A 21,405-nucleotide genomic window follows, 5' to 3' on the forward strand; every position below is an offset into this window, starting at 1 on the left:
CTGATCGCGAGATCAGTCGATAGACCAAGGGACCTTAGGTCGGACTCTTGGAATATCTCCTCATCAGGCTAATCACGGTTTTTGACCCGGCTCTTTGGCCGGGTCTTTTTTTTGCCAGTTTCCCTGGCATGGCTTCAGGCTAATGAAGACTGTGTGTTGCTTGATGGCGCGCATGGTAGCAAAAGACCATCGCCTAAAGAAAGCCAGTAGAGCGCTCTAGCGCACTTCTCTGCGAAATAGCGCTTGAGAATCAATCTCATAGATTCTAAGCTGCGGCGGCGTCATGGACGACGCCCCCCTCCCCCGCAACAATTTTGCATCCAGGCTTTACCAGACTCCTGTGTAATATAGCCGCCACAACACTCATATTCAGGCAACCAGACTATGACCGTGGCCTTGACCTCCATCAAGATCAGTACCGACTTCGACAGTGGCAATATCCAAGTGCTCGACGCCAGCGATGCCTATCAGTTGTTGCTGGCCATCCAACCCGACACCCGCAGCCACCATTACCAATGGTTCCACTTCAAGGCCGAAGGCATGCACGTGGGCCACACCCACAACTTTCGCCTAAGCAACGCCGGTGGCTCTTCGTATAAGCACGCCTGGAGCGGGTACAACGCGGTCGCGTCCTATGATCACGTCAACTGGTTCCGAGTCCCGACGCGCTTCGATGGCGAGATCCTGCACATCAGCCTCGAAACCAGCGAGAAACACGCTTGGATAGCCTACTTCGAACCCTACAGCCGCGAACGCCATGACTGGCTGATCGAGCAGGCGCTGAAGTACGCCAGCACCAAACTGCTGGCCACGGGTAAAAGTGTCGAAGGCCGCGATATCCAACTGCTGCGACGTGGCAAAGGCGGCGAAGGCCGGCGCAAGGTCTGGATCATCGCCCAGCAGCACCCCGGCGAGCATATGGCCGAATGGTTTATGGAGGGCATCATCGAGCGTCTGCAACAGGATGGCGATGCCGAGATGAAACAACTGCTGGCGGTTGCCGACCTGTACCTGGTGCCGAACATGAACCCCGACGGCGCCTTCCACGGTCACCTGCGCACCAACGCCATGGGCCAGGACCTCAATCGCGCCTGGCAAAGCGCCAGCCTGGAGATCAGCCCGGAAGTGCTGTTCGTGCAACAGCAAATGGAACAGTACGGTGTCGACCTGTTCCTCGATATCCACGGCGACGAAGAAATCCCCTACGTGTTCACCGCCGCGTGCGAAGGCAACCCCGGCTACACCCCGCGTATTGAAGCGCTGGAAAAACGCTTCCGCAGCCATTTGAGCGCGCTGACCCGTGACTTCCAAACCACCCACGGCTACACCCGTGACTTGCCGGGTGAAGCCAACATGACCCTGGCCTGCAATGCCGTCGGGGAAAAATACGACTGCCTGTCCCTGACGCTCGAAATGCCGTTCAAGGACAACGACGACGCCCCCAACCCGAAAACCGGTTGGTCAGGCGAACGTTCCAAACAACTGGCCAAGGACGTCTTGAGCACCGTCGCCGATATCGTTACGGTCCTGCGCTGACGTCCTCACGCCCCGGCATCAGTCCTTGGTGCCGGTCATGCTCTGCAACACGCCGTCGCGCCGAATCAACCCGTGGAACAGCGCCGCCGCCAGGTGCAACAGCACCGTCAGGAACAGCAGGTAGGCCAGATACCCATGGGCCTTGCGCAACAGCGCAAACAACGGTGCATCCGCCGCCACCAGCGCCGGCAACTGCACCGAACTGCTGAGCATTACCGGGTCGCCCGCCGCCGAGATCATTGCCCAGCCCAGCAACGGTAACACCAGCATCAACCCATACAAGACCAGATGGGACGCCTTGGCCGCCAGCACTTGCCACAACGGCAAGTCAGCCGGCAACGGCGGCTGGCGGGTGGAAAAGCGCACCGCCAGGCGCACGATCACCAGCACCAGGATCGCGATCCCCAGCGGCTTGTGCAGGTGGATCAACCATTCATGGCGCTCCGACACCGATGCCGCCAGGCCTGCGCCGATAAACAACATGGCGATGACCATCAGCGCCATCAACCAATGCAGCAGGCGCGCCAGGGGCGCGAAAAACCGGGGTTGGGCATTCATGGCTTCGACTCCGCTGGGGCTGTGTGCAAGGGACTGACTTCACCGGCACGGCGCAGGTACGAACTGGCATAGGCCGCCGAACGTGCCGCCAGCAAGGGGTCATTGGAGGCTTCGATGCCGCTGGGCAAAATCAACGGATCAAAATTGATGTCGCGACAATCACCGTCGGCCTGGGGCTGGCTGCTTTGCAGCACCAGCGTGCCGGCGTTCAACACCTTGTGCTCACCGGTCCAGGGTTTGCTCGCGTCCTCCAACGGGTCGCCGGGGTTGGCCAGGGTCATGTTCAACTGCCAACGCAAAGGCCCGGAAGCCAGGCGTTGCACCAGGTCTTTCTCAAGAAAATCGCCCCCGGCCGGTGCGGTCTCCCCCGCTGCATCCTGACTCTGGGGCACTACGCCCCAGCGCACGGCCTGGCGCTTGCCATCGGCACTCACCAAGTAAAACGCGTTGATACCGTTATAGGTTTCGGTCGCGTAACTGGCCGATGGCTTGGCGGTCTTGACCCACGCCAGGAATGGCGCCGCCTCAGGGTGAGCAGCAAAAAACGCCGGCATATTCGCCGGGTTCGGCTTGCCGGTAGCCGGGTCCGGCGCACCGGCCTTGAGCATCTGGTAGAACGCCTCGGGCGTGCCCACCGGGAACACCGGCATGCTGTTCATACCGGTGCGCCACTGCTGGCCGTTGGCCTGGCTGAACTGCACGGCAAAGCTGCGGATCGGCACACTGCTGTCCGGCGCATACGGGTTGCCGCTGGGCAAGGCGAACCGGCCGATCAACGGGGTCCTGGCTTCGCTGAACAGCTGGGCGCTGGAGTAGACACGGGCCTCGGGGCTGCTTTCGAAGTACCCGGCCACGCACACGCCCTTGGCATGGTTACGCCGGAATCCAGGGTGTACGCCGTTGTTGGTTTCCAAGGCATTGACCAGGGTCTTCGGACGCAACCGCTGTGGGTCGAGGGTGCCGTTGACGTAGGCAAACGCCCCGGCAATAACCGCAACCACGGCACCAATCCCCGCCAATCGCGCGATCAGGCTCGCGGTGCTTAACGGGGGACGTGGCGGTGATGAGTGATCTACCATGAACAGACTCCAGGGCCGAAAGGCCTTAGGGGATAAACATAAGGTCGGAGCATTAAGACGAACGCCGACCTGCTCTATTCCCGAGCCCTGGATTTATTTTCCAGGGCCTGGAATAACCGCCAACGCCGGACGTCTCTCTAGTCCCAGCGTAGTGACTCATCCGATGCCCATGCATGAACTCGACGAACCGTTACGTGAACTCATCCCCAGGCTGCGGCGTTTCGCTGTGTCCCTGACGCGTAACCCCAGCAGTGCCGATGACCTGGTGCAGGCGACCCTGGAACGGGCGATCACCCGTTGGGCCGACAAACGCATCGAAGGCGATCTGCGCGCGTGGCTGTTCTCGATCCTCTACCGGCAGTTCCTCGATGCCCACCGCCGCAGCCGGCGCTACGCACGCCTGCTGGAGTTTTTCAGCGGCCGCGACGATGCACAGCCGTCGGTGGAGCGCACCGTGATCGCCCAGGCGACCCTGCAAGCCTTCGATCAACTCAATACCGAACAACGCGCCCTGCTGTTGTGGGTGTCGGTGGAAGGCTTGAGCTACAAGGAAGTTGCCGAAATACTCGACGTGCCAATCGGCACGGTGATGTCGCGCCTGTCCCGTGCGCGCCAAGCGTTGCGTCAACTCAGTGATGGCGACATTGCCAGCCCTTCCCTGCGGATACTCAAATGATCAGCCTGCCTCCCAGCGAACGCGATTTGCATGCCTACGTCGATCACCAACTCCTGGACAGTGATCGCCGTGTGCTCGAAACCTATCTGGCCGCCCACCCCGAGCTCGCGGCCCAAGTGCAGGCGTGGCAGCAGGACGCGCAATTGCTGCGTGCGTCATTGAGCGGCGCCCTGCAACAGCCGCCCAACCCGGCGCTGGACCCGGCGCTGATTCGCCAGCGCCTCAAGCAGCAATCGCGGCGCCACTTTGCCAGCGCCGCTGTGCTGCTGATTGCCGTCAGCCTCGGCGGCCTCGGCGGCTGGCATGCCCGTGAAGCCACACAACCCGCCCTGTTACCGATGGCCGATGCGATGCAAGCGTTCCGCCTGTTTGCCCAGGAGGGCATCATGCCCGCCGACTACAAGGGTCAGGACAGCGGCACCATGCAGGCGTGGCTCGACCGCTACTTCAATCAAGCCCATCGCCTGCCGGACTTGAGCCAAGCGGGCTTCACACCCGTCAGCGGGCGACTGCTCACCACCGAGCAAGGCGCCGCCGCGATGGTGCTCTACCAGGACGCGCAAGGTCGGCGCATCAGCTTCTATATCCGCCCACCTGGCCCGAACAACGGTTTCCTGCCGCGTGGCGAGCGCACGGCGGATGGGCTGCAAGCGCAATACTGGTCCGGCGACGGCTACAACTATGCGGTGGTCAGCCCCACCGATCAGGCGCCGCCTCTGCAGCCGTTCTAGAACCCCACGTCCAGCACCACATTATCGATATAGGTGCCGGCGGGTGGCGTGGCCTGATCGGTGTAGACCTTGGCGTTGTAATTGAACACCTGGCTGCCGATACCCAGCCCGTTACCAGGGTTCACCTCGGCCGTGGAACTGGCCCGGCGCGCCGCACCGACGCTGCCCCAGCGTGTGGTACCGGCGCTTTTGAAAATGTCGTAGGCCAGGTAGTTACCGCCCGAGACCATGCGCCGCCGCCCGCCCACACTGAGCGGATTCTGGCCATCGCTCAGGCCCACGGTGTAGGCACTGCCCTTGGTGCAGGCGATATTGATAGTTTGCCCGGTCACGGCGGTAAAGCCGCTGATCACCGGGGCGCTGCCAAAGCTGATATTGGGGGCGGTGATCTGGCAGTCGTTGGTCACGGTCATGCTGACCGTCAGGGACGCCGTGCCACTGCCGGTGTCGCGTCCCAGGCAGATGCCACCAATGCCGATCCCCGAGCAATAGTTCCAGTTCCAGGCGACGTTCAACGTCTCGGTATACAGCCCCGCCGCCACATTGCTGCCGGTGATACTGCTCATATACAGCGGCAAGGATTTCGCCCCTGGGCCAGCAATCAGCCCCAGCACTTGGGCAATTCCCCCGGCGCCGCCAAAATCGAATTGCGTCCCTCGGGTTATCGGATAACTGCTGCTGTTGTTGCCGTAGAGGGTGTAGCCGATGACATCCCCCGTAGGCCCGACCATGCCGCTCTGTGTCGAGGTGATCGTGGCGTAAAAATGATCCGTCGACGCCAATAGCGAAATCAGCGCCGAGGTGCAGTTCAACCCGGCATTGAGCGTGGAACTGGTTTGTGCAGCCGTACGCACCGTCATCGAACTGATCGAGCCGAAACTGGCCGGGGCGGTCGTGACCACCGAGCACGCCGCCATGGCCTGGCCCGACAACAGCAGTCCAGCCAGCAGCCAGCCCTTGCCCCTCATTGGCACACCAACGGCCCAATCAACGGCACGCCCTGTTGCTGCTCGTCGATATCGAATGTCGCCTGGCAGGTACGCCCTTGCCCCAGCGTTACCTGCAAAGTGTTATGGGCCGACAGGTTCTCCAGGTACACCAAGCCATCCCAGCCCACCACCGCCTGCTGGCCGCTTTGCTCATGCGCCACCAGGCTGCCCAGTGGCAGTTCCTGGTGCTGGCTGTCGACCAGCGTGACACTTGCCGCCAGTACCCGGCGCAGCGGGAACTCCAACAGATAGCCCGCACCACGACGCACCGATACCCGTTGCTCGACATTGGGACTCTGCACATTGAGCGGCAGGTTCAGCGGATCAATTTCATACTTGCCGCGGTAGTACGCACTGCTCCATGGCACCAGCAAATGACCGTTGCGATCGGTCTCGCCTACCAACTGGTTTTCGTAGCGCACCGGAATCCCGGCAAAACCCTGGGTGCTGACCACCACGAAGGCATCGTTGATGCGGTTGGCGGCAAAGGTGTCACCGCCCATCCACACCACAGACCCACTGGCATCCGCCCAGCGCGTCTCGGCGTCGCGGCTGCCGTACACACCGGCCTGCAACTGCACCGACTGCAGGCGCCAGGTCAGGTCAGCCTGCCGATAGGTGGGCGCATCACCTTGGGCATACCCCAAGTTGTAGCCGAACCCACCCTGGCTGGGCACTGCGCTGCTGTAGTTGAGCCGCTGGCGACTGGCGCCGTCCTTGCCGCGCTCGGTGCTCAGCGCCAGGCTGCCGTTGAGGTCGAACGGAATCACCAGCTGTGCCTGCATGGCCCAATTGCGGTCACCGATCTCGCGGTTGGCCGACAGGTAGAAACTGGTGTTGCGCCACAGCGGCTTGCTCCAACTCAGGTTGAGCAGCCGCGTACGCGAGTCATCCGCAGCCTGCACGTCGAAATAGCCCAGGCCCAGGCTGCCGAAACGTTCCAGGTTGAGGCTCAGGGTTACCTGTTCGCTGCGCTTGCTGAGGCTGGCGTAGGGCGTGTCGACCAGGGTCAGGTCGGCGTAGTGTTCGCGCCGTTCGACCCGCTGGTAGGACAGGCTGTAGCGCGTGCTGTTGTACTGATAGCCGAGGCTCAGTTGCTGGCCACCGCGGCCTTCGAACTGGCTCTGGCTGACGGCGGTGTTAAGCACGCCGAAATTGCCCAGGCGCAGGTTGCCGCCCAGGCCGCCGAGGGTCAGGCTGCTGGCGGCTTCGGCGTGGCTCTCCAGGGTCAGGTTATCGGAATAGCCATAACGCAACGTGGCGCTGGTCACCCCTGGCCCGTAGGCGAAATCCCGCAAGGTGTAATCGCGGCGCAACGTCCCGGCCGCCAGCGAGAAATCCGTCAGGCCTTTTTGCAGCAACGTGCTGGTGACGTAGAACGGCACCGTGGTCGATACCTGGCGGCCCAGCGCATCGGTGGTGACCACCACCGCTTCGCCGGCGCCGTTGATAAACGGGATATTGGTCAGGGTGTAGGGCCCCGGTTGCAGCAGCGCGCTTTCGGACTTGTAGCCGTTGATAAACAAATCCACCGACGACGGCACCGCCGCCTCGCCGGCAAATTGCGGCAAGGGGTAAGTCACCAGGTCCGGACGCACCGCAAAATCCCGCGACAGCTGCACCCCGCCCAGGCGCACCGAACTGCTCCAGGGCAACGCGCTGCTGATCACGTCGCCGGCCTCATAGGTCAGCAGCCGCTCATCATCAGAGAAACGCCAGGTGGTGTCGTAGCGCCGATAGCCGTGGTTGAACGTGCTGTCGCTGATACCGCCGGCCAGGGTTTGGCGGTATTGGCCGGTGTTGGACAAGGTGCCCCAATTGTCAAATAGCCGCACTTCGTTCCATGCGGCGAGGTAGCTGCCGCCTTCGTCGGTGTCGTTGAAGTACAGGTCGTAGTTGAGCAAGGCGCCGAAGCTGCTCATCGCCTGGGTGCGCGGATAGGTGCTGCGGTTGCCGATGAACTGTGCCTGCAACCATGACGGCGGCACGTCGATCAGCAGGCGCTGGCCATGGCTGTCGTAGTCACTGTGCAGGCCGGGCACCTGGTCCAGGGCCACGCTGCCATTGAGTTCACCGGGCAGCTTCATGCCCACGTCCTGCAGCGCGCTCGCCGCCACATACAACTGCCCAGCGCGCTGATCGACCGCAATGACACGACCGGTGTCCATCTGGTTGACCACCAGCTCCAGAAACAGCTGTGCATCGGCGACAGCCTCCATACTGCTCGGCGGCGGCGGCAGGTCGCCAGCCACCGCTGCGCCCCACAACCCGCTTACCGCCATCGACAGCCATATACAACGAGCCTGACCACGACTCACCATGGCGTTGTGTCCTTCAATGGACATCTCCATCCGCTTAAAACCCGGGGCTTCCCCGCCCCGCTACACCGCCCTCAACGCTTCGGCGCCAGGCTCTCCAACTGCGACGCACCGTTGATGCGTACTTGCAACGGCTGATCGGCGGACACGGTATCCGGTACCGGCCAGCGCATGGTCGCGCCGGGCAGCACGTAACCCAGCAAGCCTTCCACCAGCGGCCGGGTCTGCCCGCCCTGCTTGAACGACGCATCCGTCAGCCGTGCATGCACCGCGCCCTGGTTACGCACCTCGATATAATTGCGCCCGGCCACCGTGACCTTGTGCCAACTCAGGTCCGGCTTCCCCGCCCCCGCCGGGTCGCGCTCACGCGTGGCGTCTTGCTTGCTCCACAGTCCCGCGCCGTAGGCGAACAACGGCACCGAATAACGCATCTGGAAGCGAATCGCGGCGGCGGTGTTTTTGCCTTCCGGCGGCGTGGGCACCTGCAACGGCGAGGGGATTTCATCGATGATGATGCGATAGGCCAACTCCCGACCCGGCGGCACCTCACGGGTGCGGGTCAGGCGTACCAATTGCTTTTGCCCCGGTTCGATCCTGGCCACCGGCGGGCTGCCGATCACATCGCGCTGGTTCTGGTACTGCTCGTCAAAGCCACTCTGGCTCCAGGCAAATACGCGAATCTGCAGGCTCGCGGTTTCCGTACCGCGATTCTCCAGCCACAGCGCACTGGCCTGTTGATCGGCCTCCAGCACCGGGTCGATGGGCCAGATCAGCACAGAGCTGGCGGCCTGTGCGAACCCCGTCGCGCACAAGGCCCCCAAGGTGATACCCGCGGCCCACAACCGCCGGGAAGGTGAACGCATAAAACCACTCCTTATACCGGTAAGCCCTACCACGTCAGCTGCACCTGCAGCGTGTCGCTGTACGTCCCCCCAGGCTGATTGCCCGGTAAAACCACCCGCCCGTAGATCGGCAGGCTGATGTTGTTGGCATCGCTGTACGTCACGCTGACGCTCTGACTGACCCCCAGGCTCTGACTGAACGCCGCATCGCGGAACAGTTGGTAAGCCACCCGCGCACTGCCGCTGTTGAGCTGCAAGTTGCGCCCGCTGCTGTTATGCAGGCCGCCATCGACGCTCATGCTCAACGCCACGCCCGGCGTGCACTGCAAAGTCACCCCAGCGGTCAGTGCGGCAGTCACCGTGCTGGTGGCCAAGGCCGAATAACTGCCGAAAGCCAGCGCGCCATAATTGGCACCTGCCCCCACGACAAGGCAGCCGGGCGTGACGGTCGCGCTCACCTGGAAGCTCTGGCTGGTCACCGCCGACAACGGCAGCGGCACCGCCAGCCCACACGCCAACAACGCTCCAAGCCAGCGCATCAGAACGTCAGTTCAACCGCCACCGTGTCGGAATAGGTGCCTGCCGGCAGCCCCGCCTTGCCCACCGCGCGACCATAGAGGTTCACGGTTTGCGCCACGCCGGTGCTGGTGGCGAGGGTGATCACGCCGTCAATCGCCAGCAGCGCAGAGTGCCCGCTGTCGGTGTAGAAGTCGTAAGGCACGAAGTTGCCCGCGCCGTCCGCCAACGCCCGAGTGCCGCCCGGTGAGGCGCCATCATGGGCACCGGCACGCACCTTCACGGCTGGCGTGGTGCCGCTGGAACACAGGATCGAGAGCGCGCCGCCGGTGCCGGTACCGCCCAGCAGTTGGGCGTCGGCGTTGGTAAACAGGCTGTTGGTGGTACCGAAGTTCAGGCTACCGAAGTTGAGGCCGGTGGCCGCGCCGGAGCCGTTGACCTGGCAACTGGCAATCAATGTCAGGCTGGAGGTGATCTGACCGGTCACCGTGGTGGCTGCCATCGCGCCGCTGGCCATGGCCATGGCCAGACCCAGTGCGCCTACGCCGATTCGAGATACAAGTGCATGCATGATCGTCATCCTTTTGATTTACCAATCCAGTGTCACCGTCAAAGTGTCGGTATAGGTTCCTGCCGGGAGGGCCGTGGTATTAGCCACCACGGCGCCCCACACCGGGATGGTCATTTGCGTGCCGTTGGTGGCTACAAAACTGCGTTGCTGGCCGATGCGGTAGGGCACACGCCCGAGCGGGTCGGCCATCAAGTGGTAGGCAATGGTCTGGCGGCCGTTGCTCAGGCGCCGGGTGGTGCCGACGGCATTGGTGCCACCGTCGATGGTCACGGTAAAACTGGCGACTGTCGGGTTGCATGAGACCGTCAACGGCGCGTTATCGCCAGCCGAGAGCCCCGCCCCCAAGGGGTTGCTCCAGGTCGGGCCCTGGCTGCCGAAATCCAGCATCGCCGTGCCACCCGTCGGGCTGACCGGCGCCGTGTCAGTGCCTTTGCTCACCTCGCAACTGGCGGTGATCACCATGCGCGCCTGGATGAAGCCGCTGGCCACCGCCGCGCGGGCGTCTTCGGCCAGCAACAGCAGGCCGCCCATGGCCACCAGGGTCCAGCCGCGACTTACCATGTGACGGTGACCTTGAGCAGGTCGGTGTAACGGCCCACGGCGGGGATGTCCTTGAGCGGTTCAATACGGCCATACAGCGGCAGGTCGACGGAGCCGGAGTCCGGTACACGGCCACTGAGCGGCACATTGACCGGCAGGGGGATGCGACGCGCGGCGTCAGCGTAGATACGATAGGCAATGGGTTTGCTGGCGGGAACGCCCGTGCTCAGGTAACGCACTTCGCCCGTACCGCCGTTCAATCCGCCATCCACGCGCATTTGGTACGGGGTGTCAGGGTTACATTCCAGGCGCGGCTGGCGCTGGCTGATCAGTGCGGCACTCAAGGGCCCGGCCGGGTCATCCAGGCGCGGCCCGCTGCCAAAATCCAGTAGGCCCAGTTGCTCGATGCCAGCGCTGCGGGTGGTGCCCACCAGTTGGCAGCCGCGCTGCACGTCGATACGCACCACCACTTGCAGTTGCGCAGCGTAAACCGTGCTGCAGAGCATCGCGCCCATCACTGTCAATACTGCTCGTCCCTTCACAGCCCCAAATCCTTGTACAGGGGTGACTTCTGCGTAGAGGTTAGACACTCAGGAAAAATCTGCCAGTCAGGACAGGATTTCGCCACCTATGCTGTTTTGCGATAGCCGGTGGCGCCCTTCTCTATTGGTCAAATCGCCACGAGGGCCCTAAAGTGAGCGACCACCGCACTACAGAGTGACTTGCATTGGCCGTGCTTGCCCTTATCCGTCGTTTGCTCGGTAAAAAAACCGACACCCACGACGATGCACCTATCCAGACGTTCTTTCAGAACAAAGCCCTGCAGCAGGGCTATACCCTCAGTGCAGGCCAAGCCCAGGCCATCGCTGCGATGGCGCGCCAGACCGGGCACCTGCTCGCCGGCCAGCCCACCCGCAGCCTGTACCTGCACGGCCCGGTGGGACGCGGCAAAAGCTGGCTGCTGGATGGCTTCTTCCAGGCGTTGCCCATCGCCGAGAAGCAGCGCGTGCATTTCCATGGGTTTTTCGCCCAACTGCACTGCGGTATGTTCACCCACCAGGCGGCGCACGACGCCCTCGCCGTGACCCTGGATGAGCTGCTCGATGGCTGCCGCGTGCTGTGTTTCGACGAGTTCCACGTGCACGACATCGGCGATGCCATGCTCATTACCCGACTGTTCAAGGCCCTGTTCCAGCGCGGCGTGTGGGTGCTGGTCACCTCCAACTACGCGCCCGAAGGGCTGTTGCCCAACCCGCTGTACCATCAGCGTTTCAAGCCGGTGATCGACTTGATCGCCGCGCGCATGGACGTAGTGGAAGTCAGTTCGCCCCAGGACTTTCGTAGCCTGCCCCAGGCCCATGCCGTGCAGCGCTTTACCACCGGCAGGTACGTGTGGCCCGGCACGCCGGCCCAGCGCATGGCGCTCGGCGCGCCTGTCAGCGGTGGCGCCGCGCAGACGCTGACGGTGGGCAACCGCACACTGATCTGCCGCCAGCATCACGCCCGCACCATCGTATTCACCTTCAACGACCTGTGCGAACAGCTGACAGCAGTGATGGACTACTTGCTGCTGTGCGAGGCGTTCGATCAGTGGATCATCGACGGCCTGCCCCACCTGGCAGAGTGTCCAATCGCCGTGCAGCAGCGCTTTATCAACCTGGTGGACGTGCTCTACGACAAGGACAAGCACCTGATCCTGATCGGCGAACATCCCCTGGCCCAGGCGATGAGCGGCGAGGCCATCGACCTGGCACGCACCGCCAGCCGCCTGAGCCAATTGCAGCAGGTCAACCCGCAACCGCTGACCGAACCGGTATCATGAGCGCCATTTACGCCCCCCTTGCCGAGTGACCGCGCCGTTCATGAATACCCTCGCCCAACTCAAGGCCGGCCACTTGGCCGGCATTACGCGCCTGGACCTGTCCTGCGGGCTCACCGAATTCCCTGAGGAAATCTTCGGGCTGGCCGACTCCCTGGAAATCCTCAACCTCAGCGGCAATGCCCTGAGTCGACTGCCCGACGACCTGCACCGCCTGCCACACCTGCGCGTGCTGTTCTGCTCGGACAACGCCTTTACCGAACTGCCGGAATGCCTGGGCCAGTGCGCCAAACTGAGCATGATCGGCTTCAAGGCCAACCAGATCAGCCACGTGCCCGCCGCCGCGCTGCCACCGTTGCTGCGCTGGCTGATCCTCACCGACAACCGCATCAGCCAGTTACCCAGCGAGTTGGGCGAGCGACCGCTGCTGCAGAAGCTGATGCTCGCCGGGAACCATCTGACACAGTTGCCGGAGAGCCTGGCCAACTGCAGCAACCTGGAGCTGATCCGCATCGCCTCCAACCGCCTCACGCGCCTGCCCGAGTGGCTGCTGACACTGCCGAGCCTGACCTGGCTGGCCTATGCGGGCAACCCGGTGGAGATGGCTGTAGAGGTGGCGACGGACGACGCGACACCGGCTATTGCCTGGACGGAACTGGAGCTGGCCGACGTGCTCGGCGAAGGCGCCTCGGGGGTGATTCGCAAGGCCCTGTGGACCCCCACGGCCAAGCCCGTCGCCGTCAAGTTGTATAAGGGCACGATCACCAGCGACGGCTCGCCGCTGCACGAAATGCAGGCCTGCATCGCCGCCGGGCTGCACCCTAACCTGATCAAGGTGCAAGGCCGCGTGGTGGGTGCCCCTCAGGATCAGGCCGCGTTGGTCATGGACCTGATCGACCCGAGCTACCGCAACCTCGCCGCCCTGCCGAGCCTGGCCTCCTGCACACGCGACGTCTACGACCCCACCATCCGCTTCAGCGTCGACGTAGCCTTGCGCATGGCACGGGGCATCGCCTCCGTCGCCGCACATTTGCACCGGCACGGCATCACCCATGGCGACCTGTATGGCCACAATATCCTGTGGAATGAAGCGGGAGATTGTTTGCTCGGCGACTTCGGCGCGGCGTCGTTCCATGCCCTGGCGGACACCCTGGAAACGCGAGCATTGCAACGCATTGAAGTGCGCGCGTTCGGGGTGTTGCTGGGGGAATTGCTGGAGCGGGTTGAGGCGGGTTTGATTGACGAAGCGCTGTTGGATTTGCAGAAAAGCTGTTGCCAGCCCGACGTGTTGGCACGGCCGAGCTTCGAAGACATCAACGCCTTGCTGCAATCCATCCAACACCACTAAGCAACTGTGGGAGGGGCGGTGCGACGATTCGACTTGCCCCCTCCCACATGTGGATCGCGTTTCTTCAGTTGATAAATCAGCCCGCCAGGCCGACGAACATATCCTGCACGTCGTCGTGGTTGTCCAGGCCTTCGAGGAAGGCTTCGACTTCAGCCATCTGCTCATCGGTCAGGCCGCTTACCGGGTTTTTCGAGATGTAGCCCAGCTTGGCCGACAGCACGGTGAAACCCTGTTCCGGCAGGGCTTTTTGCACGGCGTCCAGGTCAGTGGTTTCGGTGATGAACAGGGTGGCGCCCTCTTCTTCGCCGTCTTCAAAGTCCTGTGCACCGGCTTCAATCGCGGCCATCTCCGGATCAGCGTCCGGGGTGTCTGGCGAGGCTTCGATCAGGCCGACATGGTTGAAGTCCCAGGCCACGGAGCCGGAAGCACCCAACTGACCCTTGCGGAACGCCACGCGGATTTCCGCCACGGTGCGGTTGATGTTGTCGGTCACGCACTCGACGATCAACGGCACCTGGTGCGGGGCGAACCCTTCGTAGGTCACGCGGTGGTATTGCACGGTTTCACCGAGCAGACCGGCGCCCTTCTTGATCGCGCGTTCCAGGGTTTCCTTGGGCATCGAGGCCTTTTTGGCCTGTTCCACGACCAGACGCAGGTGGGCGTTGGTCGCGGTGTCCGCACCGTTGCGGGCGGCGATGGTGATTTCTTTCACCAGCTTGCCGAAGATCTTGCCCTTGGCATTGGATGCCGCTTCTTTATGTTTGACTTTCCACTGTGCGCCCATGACTCACTCTCTTCTATACATCGCGCCGAAACGTCTACTGGCCGGCGCTTTGGGGGCAGAGTTTATAGGGCAAAAACGCTCTGATCCACCAAAAACCGGCCATACCCCTCAGGTTCGCAAGGGTTTGATCGCAGCACCGCGCTCCGGCACGAAATCCCCGACCTGCGCCAGCACGGCCGGCCTGGCGTTCCAGTAGGGCAGCAGCACCAGCGAGGAAAACAGCGCGGCGCCAGCAAACACGATAAACACCGTCACCGTATCGAAGTAACCCGGCAGCAACCCGCCGAGGATCGCCCCTACCGAACCGCAACCGTTCACAAAACCTGCGGCCGTGGCGCCGGCCTTGGCGGTGCCGAAGTCGATGGCAGCGGTGCTGCTGATCATCGAGTCCGGCCCATAGAGGGTCAGGCCCATCACAAACAGCAAGGCCATCACCAGCAGCACGCTGCCGGTGTGCAGCGCACCCATGAACAGCGCAAGAGCAACGGTCAGGGCCAGCAGGCTGAGCACACAGGCCGGCATGCGTCGGGCGCCGAAGAGTTTGTCGGACGCCAGCCCGATCAGCACTGGCCCCAGCAAACCGGCCAGTTCGAACGCCGTCGGCACGATGGCCGCGCCGACCTTACCGACCGAGGGCATTTGCTCATACACGATCACCGGTCCCCACAACAGGATCGCGTAGCGCGCCGGTTTCAGCAGGAAGTACGCCAGCCCCAGGGTCAAGACGGTGCGGTTACGCAAGATCGCCCGCAGCGGTTCCAGCACGCTGATGCGCTTCTCGGCGGCGGCCTCCTCGGCGCTCAACAGCGGCTCCGGCTCTACGGCCGGCAAGCCCACATCCTGCGGGGTGTTGCGCTGGAAGATGAAGAACAGCAACGCCACGAACGCCACCACCGCCGCACTGGAGATAAACGCCGCATGCCAACTGCCAATCAGGGTGTACGCCCACCACCCGGCAAAGGGCGACGCCACCAGGCCACCGAAGGCGTAGCACGAACTCCATAACCCCAACACCCGCCCGCGCTGTTGCGCCGGGAAGAAACTGCCGAGGTTCTTGCACAGTCCCGACCAGCCTGTGGACTGCGCCAAGCCCTGGATCAACATGCAACTGATAAAGATCGGCAAGGTGGCGAACGTGCCCATCACCAGCGCCGCTGCGGCAGAAATCAGTAACCCGCCGAGCACCACGACACGCGGCCCGAAGCGGTCAGCCAGCATGCCCCAGGTGAACTGACCGACGGCGTAGGCCGCCAGGTAAATGCCATCCAGGTTGGCCATCATCATTTTGTCGAGGGGGAAACTCGGGTCGTCGACGATCCCCAGTTTGGCCACGGAAAACGCTTTGCGAGTGAAATAGAACGCGGCGTACGCCAGCCAGGTGATGGCGAAAATCTGCACGCGCCAACGCTTGATGCTACCCATAGGGATATTCATGGTGGTTCTGACCTCAGGTGAGTGTGCCGGCAGAATCGAGAAGCAAATGCCTGTTGTTTTTATGGTTAAGCACTGCAATGCCGAGCCCTGGAAAGCGCGACATTGGTCAGATGAGTCCGGTGTCCCAGAGCCCATGACCACCGTAGGTTGTAGGACTCAACCTACGGCGGTTGAGGCGTATCAAAGCAATGGCTGACTAATAGGTAAAATCGATTTATCGTATTTCAAATATAAGCTCAGCTTGTAAGAGGATTCGCGATGTCGGTGTCCCACGCCCAACTCAAAGCCTTTCATGCCGTGGCCGTCCACGGCAGTTTTACCCAGGCCGCCGAACGGTTGTTTCTGACGCAACCGGCGATTTCCGACCAGGTGCGCAAACTCGAGGAGCGCTTCGGCGTGCTGTTGTTTCATCGCAACAAGCGCTCGGTGCGCCTGACCGACCTGGGCGAACGCCTGCTGAGCATCACCCAGCGCCTGTTTGTGATCGAGGCCGAAGCCGAGGAACTGTTGCAGGACTCCCGCGCGCTGCTCACCGGCACCCTCACCCTCGCCGTGGATGCCCCCGTGCATGTGCTGCCGCAGATCGCGCGGTTTTGCCAGCTGTACCCTGGGATCAGCGTGAAGATCGAAACCGGCAACACCGACGAATCGCTGTTTCGCCTATACAACTACCAGGCCGACCTGGCCTTGCTGGGGCGCGATGTCGACGATGAACGCCTGCTGTCACTGCCGCTCCCGGACGACCAGTTGCTTGCCTTTGTCGCGCGCAACCATCCGTGGGCCGGGCGCGAGTCCATCTGCCTGGCTGACCTGGACGACACCCCGCTGGTATTGCGCGAAATCGGCTCGGTCACCCGCCAGACCCTGGAACAGGAAATGAGCCAGGCCGGCTTGCGCATTCGCCCGGCGATCCAGGTGGAAGGCCGTGAGGCCGCGCGTGAAGCGGTGGTGGTGGGCATCGGCGTGGGCGTGGTCTCGGCGGCGGAGTTCGGCGCCGATTCACGGGTGTGCGCCATGCCGATCCGCGATTGCAGCCAGCGCATGAAAGAAACCCTGGTATGCCTCAAGGAACAGAGTTCGCGCCGGGTGGTGGCGACGTTCCTGGAGATCGTGCGCGACAGCCTTCAGCCAGGCGCCAACTCGAAGAACGCCTGAATCAGGCGCAACGAGCGACGCCGCTCCATGCAACCGAGCGTATGCCGGTTGACCAGCCCATCGCCCTGGATCGCCACGGCCTGCACGCGCGGGTCAGGGCTGACTTCCATGGACGAGACCACGCCCACCCCCAGCTCAGCGGCGACGGCTTCGGTCACCGCCTCGCGGCTGTCCAGTTCCAGCAGCACCTTGGGCTGCACATTCGCCGCCACACAGGCGTCATCGAAGGTGCGCCGGGTGATGGAACTGGGCTCGCGCAGCACCATGATCACGTCGTTGAGTTGCTCAAGGCGAATACCCTCGGGTTGCTGTGCCCATGGATGACTGGCCGGCACCAGTGCGCAAATCCGCGACTCGTTCAACGGTTGCAGGTGCAGGCCATTGCGCGGCTCCACTTCGGTGAGCACCGCCACATCCGCATGCTCGGACAACAGCGCGGCGAGGGTTTCCTGGGCATTGCCCAGGCGCAGGTTGACGGTAATCCCGGGGTAGCGCGCGCGCAGGCTGGCAATCATCGGCATCACCAGGTGCGGGCCGTCCGCCGCGACTTCCAGGCGCCCGGTCAGCAGTTGGCGGTTGGCCTCCAGCATCGTCTGGGCTTCGTCCACCAGACCAAAGATCGCCCGCGTGATCGCCGCCAGCCGCGCGCCCTCTTCGGTCAACTCCACCCGTCGGGCGGTGCGGCGCAGCAATGGGATCTGGTAGTGCTCCTCCAAGGCCTTGATATGCCCGGTCACCGCCGGTTGGCTGATGAACAGCCGCGCGGCAGCACGGGTAAAGCTGCCCTCGCGGGCCACGGCATCGAATGCGCGCAGTTGGAACAGGTTCATGGTTATCGGCCTCACTGATAGCTCGCATAACAACAAACAATTTGATTGATGACAAGCCAAACTGCAATTTAGGCGCCGTAGCTTCAACCCCGATGCCTTGCGAGGACTTGAGATGACCACTGCCGCGCCGATCCTGCTGACCCCTGGCCCCCTGACCACATCCAACCGCACCCGTCAGGCGATGATGGTGGACTGGGGTTCATGGGATGACCGTTTCAACCAACTCACCGCCAGCGTCTGCGAGCAATTGCTGGCGATCCTCCACGGCGAAGGCAGCCACCATTGCGTGCCGTTGCAAGGCAGCGGCACCTTTGCGGTCGAAGCCGCCATCGGCACCCTGGTCCCGCGTGACGGCAAGGTACTGGTGCTGATCAACGGCGCCTACGGCAAGCGCCTGGCCAAGATCTGCGAAGTGCTCGGCCGTGATTTCAGCACCTTTGAAACCGCCGAGGACGAGCCCACCACCGCCGCCGACGTGGACCGCCTGCTGGCGGCAGACAGCGCCATCACCCACGTTGCGTTGATCCACTGCGAAACCAGCACCGGCATCCTCAACCCGCTGCCGCAGATCGCCCAGGTCGTGAAAAACCACGGCAAGCGCCTGATCATCGACGCCATGAGCTCCTTCGGCGCGCTGCCGATCGATGCCCGTGAGGTGCCGTTCGACGCACTGATCGCCGCCTCGGGCAAGTGCCTGGAAGGCGTGCCGGGCATGGGCTTCGTCTTTGCCGACAAACAGGCGCTGGCCGCCGCCCAGGGCAACTGCCACTCCCTGGCGATGGACCTGTTCGACCAGCACAGCTACATGCTCAAGACCGGCCAATGGCGCTTTACCCCGCCGACCCATGTGGTCGCCGCCCTGCACGAAGCGCTGCTGCAATACCAGGAAGAAGGCAGCCTGCCCGCGCGCCACCGACGCTATGCCGACAACTGCCAGGCCTTGCTCGACGGCATGGCCGCACTGGGCCTGCGCAGCTTCCTGCCGGCGGCGATCCAGGCACCGATCATCGTGACCTTTCATGCCCCGACAGACCCGCGCTACCAGTTCAAGGATTTCTACGAACGGGTCAAGGCCAAGGGTTTCATTCTGTACCCCGGCAAATTGACCCAGGTGGAGACGTTCCGCGTGGGCTGTATCGGCCATGTCGACGCGGCCGGCATGCGCGCTGCGGTCAAAGCGATCGCCGAGGTGCTGGAAGAAATGGAAGTGTTGGACATCTGATTGCCCCCTACCCACAGGATCTGAACCATGAACTATCAAAACCCCAACACCCTCCAGGCCGTTATCCTCGACTGGGCCGGCACCGTGGTCGACTTCGGCTCCTTCGCCCCCACGCAGATTTTTGTCGAGGCCTTCGCCGAGTTCGATGTGCAGGTATCCATCGAAGAAGCCCGTGGCCCGATGGGCATGGGCAAGTGGGACCATATCCGCACCCTGTGCGACCAGCCGCAAGTCGCCGAGCGCTACCGCCAGGCGTTCGGCCGCACGCCCACCGATGACGACGTGACGGCGATCTACCAGCGCTTCATGCCGTTGCAGATCGAGAAGATCGCCGAACACTCTGCGCTGATCCCCGGCGCCCTCGACACCATCGCCCGGTTGCGCGTGCAAGGCATCAAGATCGGCTCTTGCTCCGGCTACCCCAAGCAAGTGATGGACAAGGTCGTCGCACTGGCCACCACCAACGGCTACGTCGCCGACCACGTGGTCGCCACCGACGAAGTGCCCAACGGCCGCCCATGGCCGGCCCAGGCACTCGCCAACGTGATCGCGCTGGGTATTGACGATGTGGCTGCGTGCGTCAAGGTTGACGACACCGTGCCGGGTATCCTCGAAGGCCGTCGCGCCGGGATGTGGACCGTGGCGCTGACCTGCTCCGGCAACGCACTGGGCCTGACCTACGCGCAGTTCCGCGCCCTGGACAGCGCCACGTTGGCCAGCGAGCGCACGCGTATCGAAGCGATGTTCGAAGGCTCGCGCCCTCACTACCTGATCGACACCATTACCGACCTGCCGGCCGTCATCACCGACATCAACCAGCGCCTTGCACGCGGTGAAATGCCGCAAAGCTACTGATAGAGGTCAAAACAACGGCATCGCGCCGGGCAAACCGCACAAAACAGGCTTACAGTAAAAGGACTTCGTCGCCAAAGAACGAAGGTTTGCCCTGATGAGTGAGGAACCCAGCGATGCCGTGGAAAAATTCCGATACGCGCTACAGCACCATGTCGATTGCGCTGCACTGGTTGATGGTGGTGCTACTGGCGGTGGTCTACGCCTGCATTGAGTTACGCGGACAGTTTCCCAAAGGCAGCGGTGCACGGACGTTGATCGTCGAGATGCATTTTATGTTCGGCCTCACCGTGTTTGTGCTGGTGTGGCTGCGCCTGTTCGCGCGCAGCCTGGGGGTTGCGCCGAAGATCGTCCCCGCTCCGCCGCAATGGCAAAGCCTGCTCGCCACGCTGATGCACTTCGCGCTGTACGCCTTGATGATCGGCATGCCGATTGCGGGGTGGCTGATCGTCAGTGCCGAGGGGCATTCGGTGATGTTTTACGGGATCGAGTTGCCGCCGCTGATCGCTGAAAACAAGGCGCTGGCCAAAGAGATTGAAGGCTGGCATGTGTGGTTCGGCAAGGTCGGTTACTGGCTGATCGGGCTGCATGCGTTGGCGGGGATCTTTCATCATTATGTGATGCGTGATAACACGGCGCTGCGAATGATGCCGGGTAAGCGCGCTAGGCTGTAAACCCTCGGCGGCCTTGCAAGCCACCGGTATGCACGAAGATCAGGCGAGTGCCGGGTGCGAAACGCCCGGCCTCGATCTGCTGCTTCAACGCCAGCAACGCCTTGCCGGTATAGAGCGGCTCCAGCGGTAAACCGCAGGCCTGTTCAGTGCTCTCGATAAATTCAAGCAACAGCGGATCAACCTTGGCAAAACCGCCCCGACTGGCGTCCAGCAATTCATAACCACCCTGCACCAGGGCACTCACGTTCTGCGCCACACCATGATCATCCGGTACCGCCATGGCGCCATACACCGGATGCGCGCCCGCCTCTGCCAACGCCAAACCTGCCAACGTCGTACCGGTGCCTGCCGCCAACCACCAGGCGTCGTAATCGGCCCAGCCCACGGTGCTCAATTGCCGGCGTGCCTGCTCGACCAAGACCCCGCAACCCAACGCCCCGGCCATCCCGCCGCCGCCTTCGGGCACGGGGTAAAGATCGGGATATTGCGCGCGCCACGGCAACCAGAAATCCTCCGCGTGGCGCGCGCGGTAGCCGGCATAGCCCAGCCAATGCAACTGCATGCCAAAGGCTTTCAGATCGAGGACTGTGGGGGTGTCTTGAGGGTGACCACGCAACAGGCCGACGGTGGGAAAACCAAAGCGCTTGCCCGCCGCTGCCAGCGCGTGCAGATGGTTGGAGTAAGCACCGCCGAGGCTGACGATGCCGCTGGCACCGGCCTGCTGCGCCCGGGCCAGGTGCTGGGTGAGCTTGAACCACTTATTGCCGCTGATCAGTGGGTCGATACGGTCCAGGCGCAGCACGGCCAACTCGACGCCGTTCAGCCACTCCAGCGCTAACGGTTCAAGCGGTGCATGGGGAAGCCAATCGAAAGGACCCATCGGGCGGCATCTGCATCGAAAAAGGGGCGGTAGTCTAACACCGCCCCTTGC

At 63.0% G+C, this 21,405-nt stretch carries 22 protein-coding genes; 9 read left to right on the top strand and 13 right to left on the bottom strand.

All coding sequences use genetic code 11. The features are described from left to right. Window positions 1–384: 384 nt before the first annotated feature. Window positions 385–1,536, top strand: coding sequence for a M14-type cytosolic carboxypeptidase (locus J1G35_RS03250; protein WP_053138395.1), 1,152 nt, complete (start codon window positions 385–387; stop codon window positions 1,534–1,536). 18 nt (window positions 1,537–1,554) lie between these two features. Here the strand turns inward: J1G35_RS03250 and J1G35_RS03255 are convergent, their stop codons facing one another. Continuing rightward, a complete protein-coding gene (locus J1G35_RS03255) occupies window positions 1,555–2,094 on the bottom strand; it encodes a cytochrome b (RefSeq protein ID WP_053138397.1) in 540 nt (179 codons plus the stop codon). Beyond that, window positions 2,091–3,173, bottom strand: a complete 1,083-nt coding sequence (locus J1G35_RS03260) for a catalase family peroxidase (RefSeq protein ID WP_223013487.1) — start codon at window positions 3,171–3,173, stop codon at window positions 2,091–2,093. Before J1G35_RS03260 ends, J1G35_RS03255 begins: the two co-directional genes overlap by 4 nt. A gap of 169 nt (window positions 3,174–3,342) precedes the next feature. Between J1G35_RS03260 and J1G35_RS03265 the strand changes: the two genes are divergently transcribed. Then, window positions 3,343–3,849, top strand: a complete 507-nt coding sequence (locus tag J1G35_RS03265; protein ID WP_223013690.1) for a sigma-70 family RNA polymerase sigma factor — start codon at window positions 3,343–3,345, stop codon at window positions 3,847–3,849. Further along, window positions 3,846–4,580 carry an anti-sigma factor gene (locus J1G35_RS03270; protein ID WP_223013489.1) on the top strand — a complete coding sequence of 245 codons (735 nt, stop codon included), beginning with the start codon at window positions 3,846–3,848 and terminating at the stop codon, window positions 4,578–4,580. The genes J1G35_RS03265 and J1G35_RS03270 overlap by 4 nt, the downstream gene beginning before the upstream one ends. Here J1G35_RS03270 and J1G35_RS03275 read toward each other — a convergent pair. The 7 genes from J1G35_RS03275 to J1G35_RS03305 all read right to left on the bottom strand — a co-directional run bounded on the left by J1G35_RS03275 (window position 4,577) and on the right by J1G35_RS03305 (window position 10,862). Beyond that, the gene (locus tag J1G35_RS03275) at window positions 4,577–5,548 is read right to left on the bottom strand and encodes a spore coat U domain-containing protein (RefSeq protein ID WP_223013491.1); all 972 of its coding nucleotides are present in this window, start codon (window positions 5,546–5,548) and stop codon (window positions 4,577–4,579) included. The two genes, J1G35_RS03270 and J1G35_RS03275, sit on opposite strands and share 4 nt — an antisense overlap. Further along, window positions 5,545–7,851, bottom strand: coding sequence for a fimbria/pilus outer membrane usher protein (locus J1G35_RS03280; protein WP_262417130.1), 2,307 nt, complete (start codon window positions 7,849–7,851; stop codon window positions 5,545–5,547). Before J1G35_RS03280 ends, J1G35_RS03275 begins: the two co-directional genes overlap by 4 nt. A 110-nt stretch (window positions 7,852–7,961) precedes the next feature. Then, on the bottom strand, window positions 7,962–8,750 hold the full coding sequence (locus J1G35_RS03285; RefSeq protein WP_223013493.1) for a molecular chaperone: 789 nt from the start codon (window positions 8,748–8,750) through the stop codon (window positions 7,962–7,964). Window positions 8,751–8,776: 26 nt separating this feature from the next. Then, on the bottom strand, window positions 8,777–9,268 hold the full coding sequence (locus J1G35_RS03290) for a spore coat U domain-containing protein (protein ID WP_053138409.1): 492 nt from the start codon (window positions 9,266–9,268) through the stop codon (window positions 8,777–8,779). Further along, the gene (locus tag J1G35_RS03295) at window positions 9,268–9,816 is read right to left on the bottom strand and encodes a spore coat protein U domain-containing protein (protein ID WP_223013495.1); all 549 of its coding nucleotides are present in this window, start codon (window positions 9,814–9,816) and stop codon (window positions 9,268–9,270) included. The genes J1G35_RS03290 and J1G35_RS03295 overlap by 1 nt, the downstream gene beginning before the upstream one ends. Window positions 9,817–9,834: 18 nt before the next feature. Further along, window positions 9,835–10,377 (bottom strand): spore coat protein U domain-containing protein, encoded by a 543-nt coding sequence (locus J1G35_RS03300; protein ID WP_053138417.1) that lies wholly within the window; start codon window positions 10,375–10,377, stop codon window positions 9,835–9,837. Beyond that, the gene (locus tag J1G35_RS03305) at window positions 10,371–10,862 is read right to left on the bottom strand and encodes a spore coat U domain-containing protein (protein WP_172681525.1); all 492 of its coding nucleotides are present in this window, start codon (window positions 10,860–10,862) and stop codon (window positions 10,371–10,373) included. The genes J1G35_RS03300 and J1G35_RS03305 overlap by 7 nt, the downstream gene beginning before the upstream one ends. Before the next feature lie 221 nt (window positions 10,863–11,083). Between J1G35_RS03305 and zapE the strand changes: the two genes are divergently transcribed. After that, entirely contained in the window at window positions 11,084–12,178 is a 1,095-nt protein-coding gene (gene zapE, locus J1G35_RS03310) for a cell division protein ZapE (protein ID WP_223013497.1), read from the top strand. Window positions 12,179–12,218: 40 nt separating this feature from the next. After that, on the top strand, window positions 12,219–13,523 hold the full coding sequence (locus tag J1G35_RS03315) for a protein kinase (protein ID WP_223013499.1): 1,305 nt from the start codon (window positions 12,219–12,221) through the stop codon (window positions 13,521–13,523). 76 nt (window positions 13,524–13,599) lie between these two features. Here the strand turns inward: J1G35_RS03315 and J1G35_RS03320 are convergent, their stop codons facing one another. Together J1G35_RS03320 and J1G35_RS03325 are read right to left on the bottom strand one after the other, a co-directional pair. Next, window positions 13,600–14,307 (bottom strand): YebC/PmpR family DNA-binding transcriptional regulator, encoded by a 708-nt coding sequence (locus J1G35_RS03320; RefSeq protein WP_032889871.1) that lies wholly within the window; start codon window positions 14,305–14,307, stop codon window positions 13,600–13,602. Between the two features lie 108 nt (window positions 14,308–14,415). Then, a complete protein-coding gene (locus tag J1G35_RS03325; protein WP_223013501.1) occupies window positions 14,416–15,741 on the bottom strand; it encodes an MFS transporter in 1,326 nt (441 codons plus the stop codon). Window positions 15,742–15,999: 258 nt separating this feature from the next. Here J1G35_RS03325 and J1G35_RS03330 point away from each other — a divergent pair, with 258 nt between their 5' ends. Beyond that, window positions 16,000–16,896, top strand: a complete 897-nt coding sequence (locus J1G35_RS03330; protein ID WP_053138428.1) for a LysR substrate-binding domain-containing protein — start codon at window positions 16,000–16,002, stop codon at window positions 16,894–16,896. On the opposite strand, the gene J1G35_RS03335 is transcribed toward J1G35_RS03330, so the two are convergent. Further along, window positions 16,866–17,726: a LysR substrate-binding domain-containing protein gene (locus J1G35_RS03335; RefSeq protein WP_115488515.1), complete on the bottom strand. Its 861-nt coding sequence runs from the start codon at window positions 17,724–17,726 to the stop codon at window positions 16,866–16,868. The genes J1G35_RS03330 and J1G35_RS03335 overlap by 31 nt on opposite strands. A 112-nt stretch (window positions 17,727–17,838) precedes the next feature. Here J1G35_RS03335 and J1G35_RS03340 point away from each other — a divergent pair, with 112 nt between their 5' ends. The 3 genes from J1G35_RS03340 (at window position 17,839) to J1G35_RS03350 (ending at window position 20,474) form a co-directional block, all read left to right on the top strand. Continuing rightward, window positions 17,839–18,948: a 2-aminoethylphosphonate--pyruvate transaminase gene (locus J1G35_RS03340; RefSeq protein WP_223013503.1), complete on the top strand. Its 1,110-nt coding sequence runs from the start codon at window positions 17,839–17,841 to the stop codon at window positions 18,946–18,948. 27 nt (window positions 18,949–18,975) lie between these two features. Beyond that, complete coding sequence (phnX, locus tag J1G35_RS03345) at window positions 18,976–19,803, top strand: phosphonoacetaldehyde hydrolase (RefSeq protein WP_053138437.1); 828 nt, start codon at window positions 18,976–18,978, stop codon at window positions 19,801–19,803. A gap of 113 nt (window positions 19,804–19,916) precedes the next feature. Beyond that, window positions 19,917–20,474, top strand: coding sequence for a cytochrome b (locus J1G35_RS03350; protein WP_053138440.1), 558 nt, complete (start codon window positions 19,917–19,919; stop codon window positions 20,472–20,474). On the opposite strand, the gene J1G35_RS03355 is transcribed toward J1G35_RS03350, so the two are convergent. Continuing rightward, window positions 20,464–21,354, bottom strand: coding sequence for a pyridoxal-phosphate dependent enzyme (locus tag J1G35_RS03355; protein WP_223013505.1), 891 nt, complete (start codon window positions 21,352–21,354; stop codon window positions 20,464–20,466). The two genes, J1G35_RS03350 and J1G35_RS03355, sit on opposite strands and share 11 nt — an antisense overlap. Window positions 21,355–21,405: the final 51 nt, after the last annotated feature.

This window comes from Pseudomonas sp. SH10-3B, assembly GCF_019891415.1.
GTDB lineage: Bacteria > Pseudomonadota > Gammaproteobacteria > Pseudomonadales > Pseudomonadaceae > Aquipseudomonas.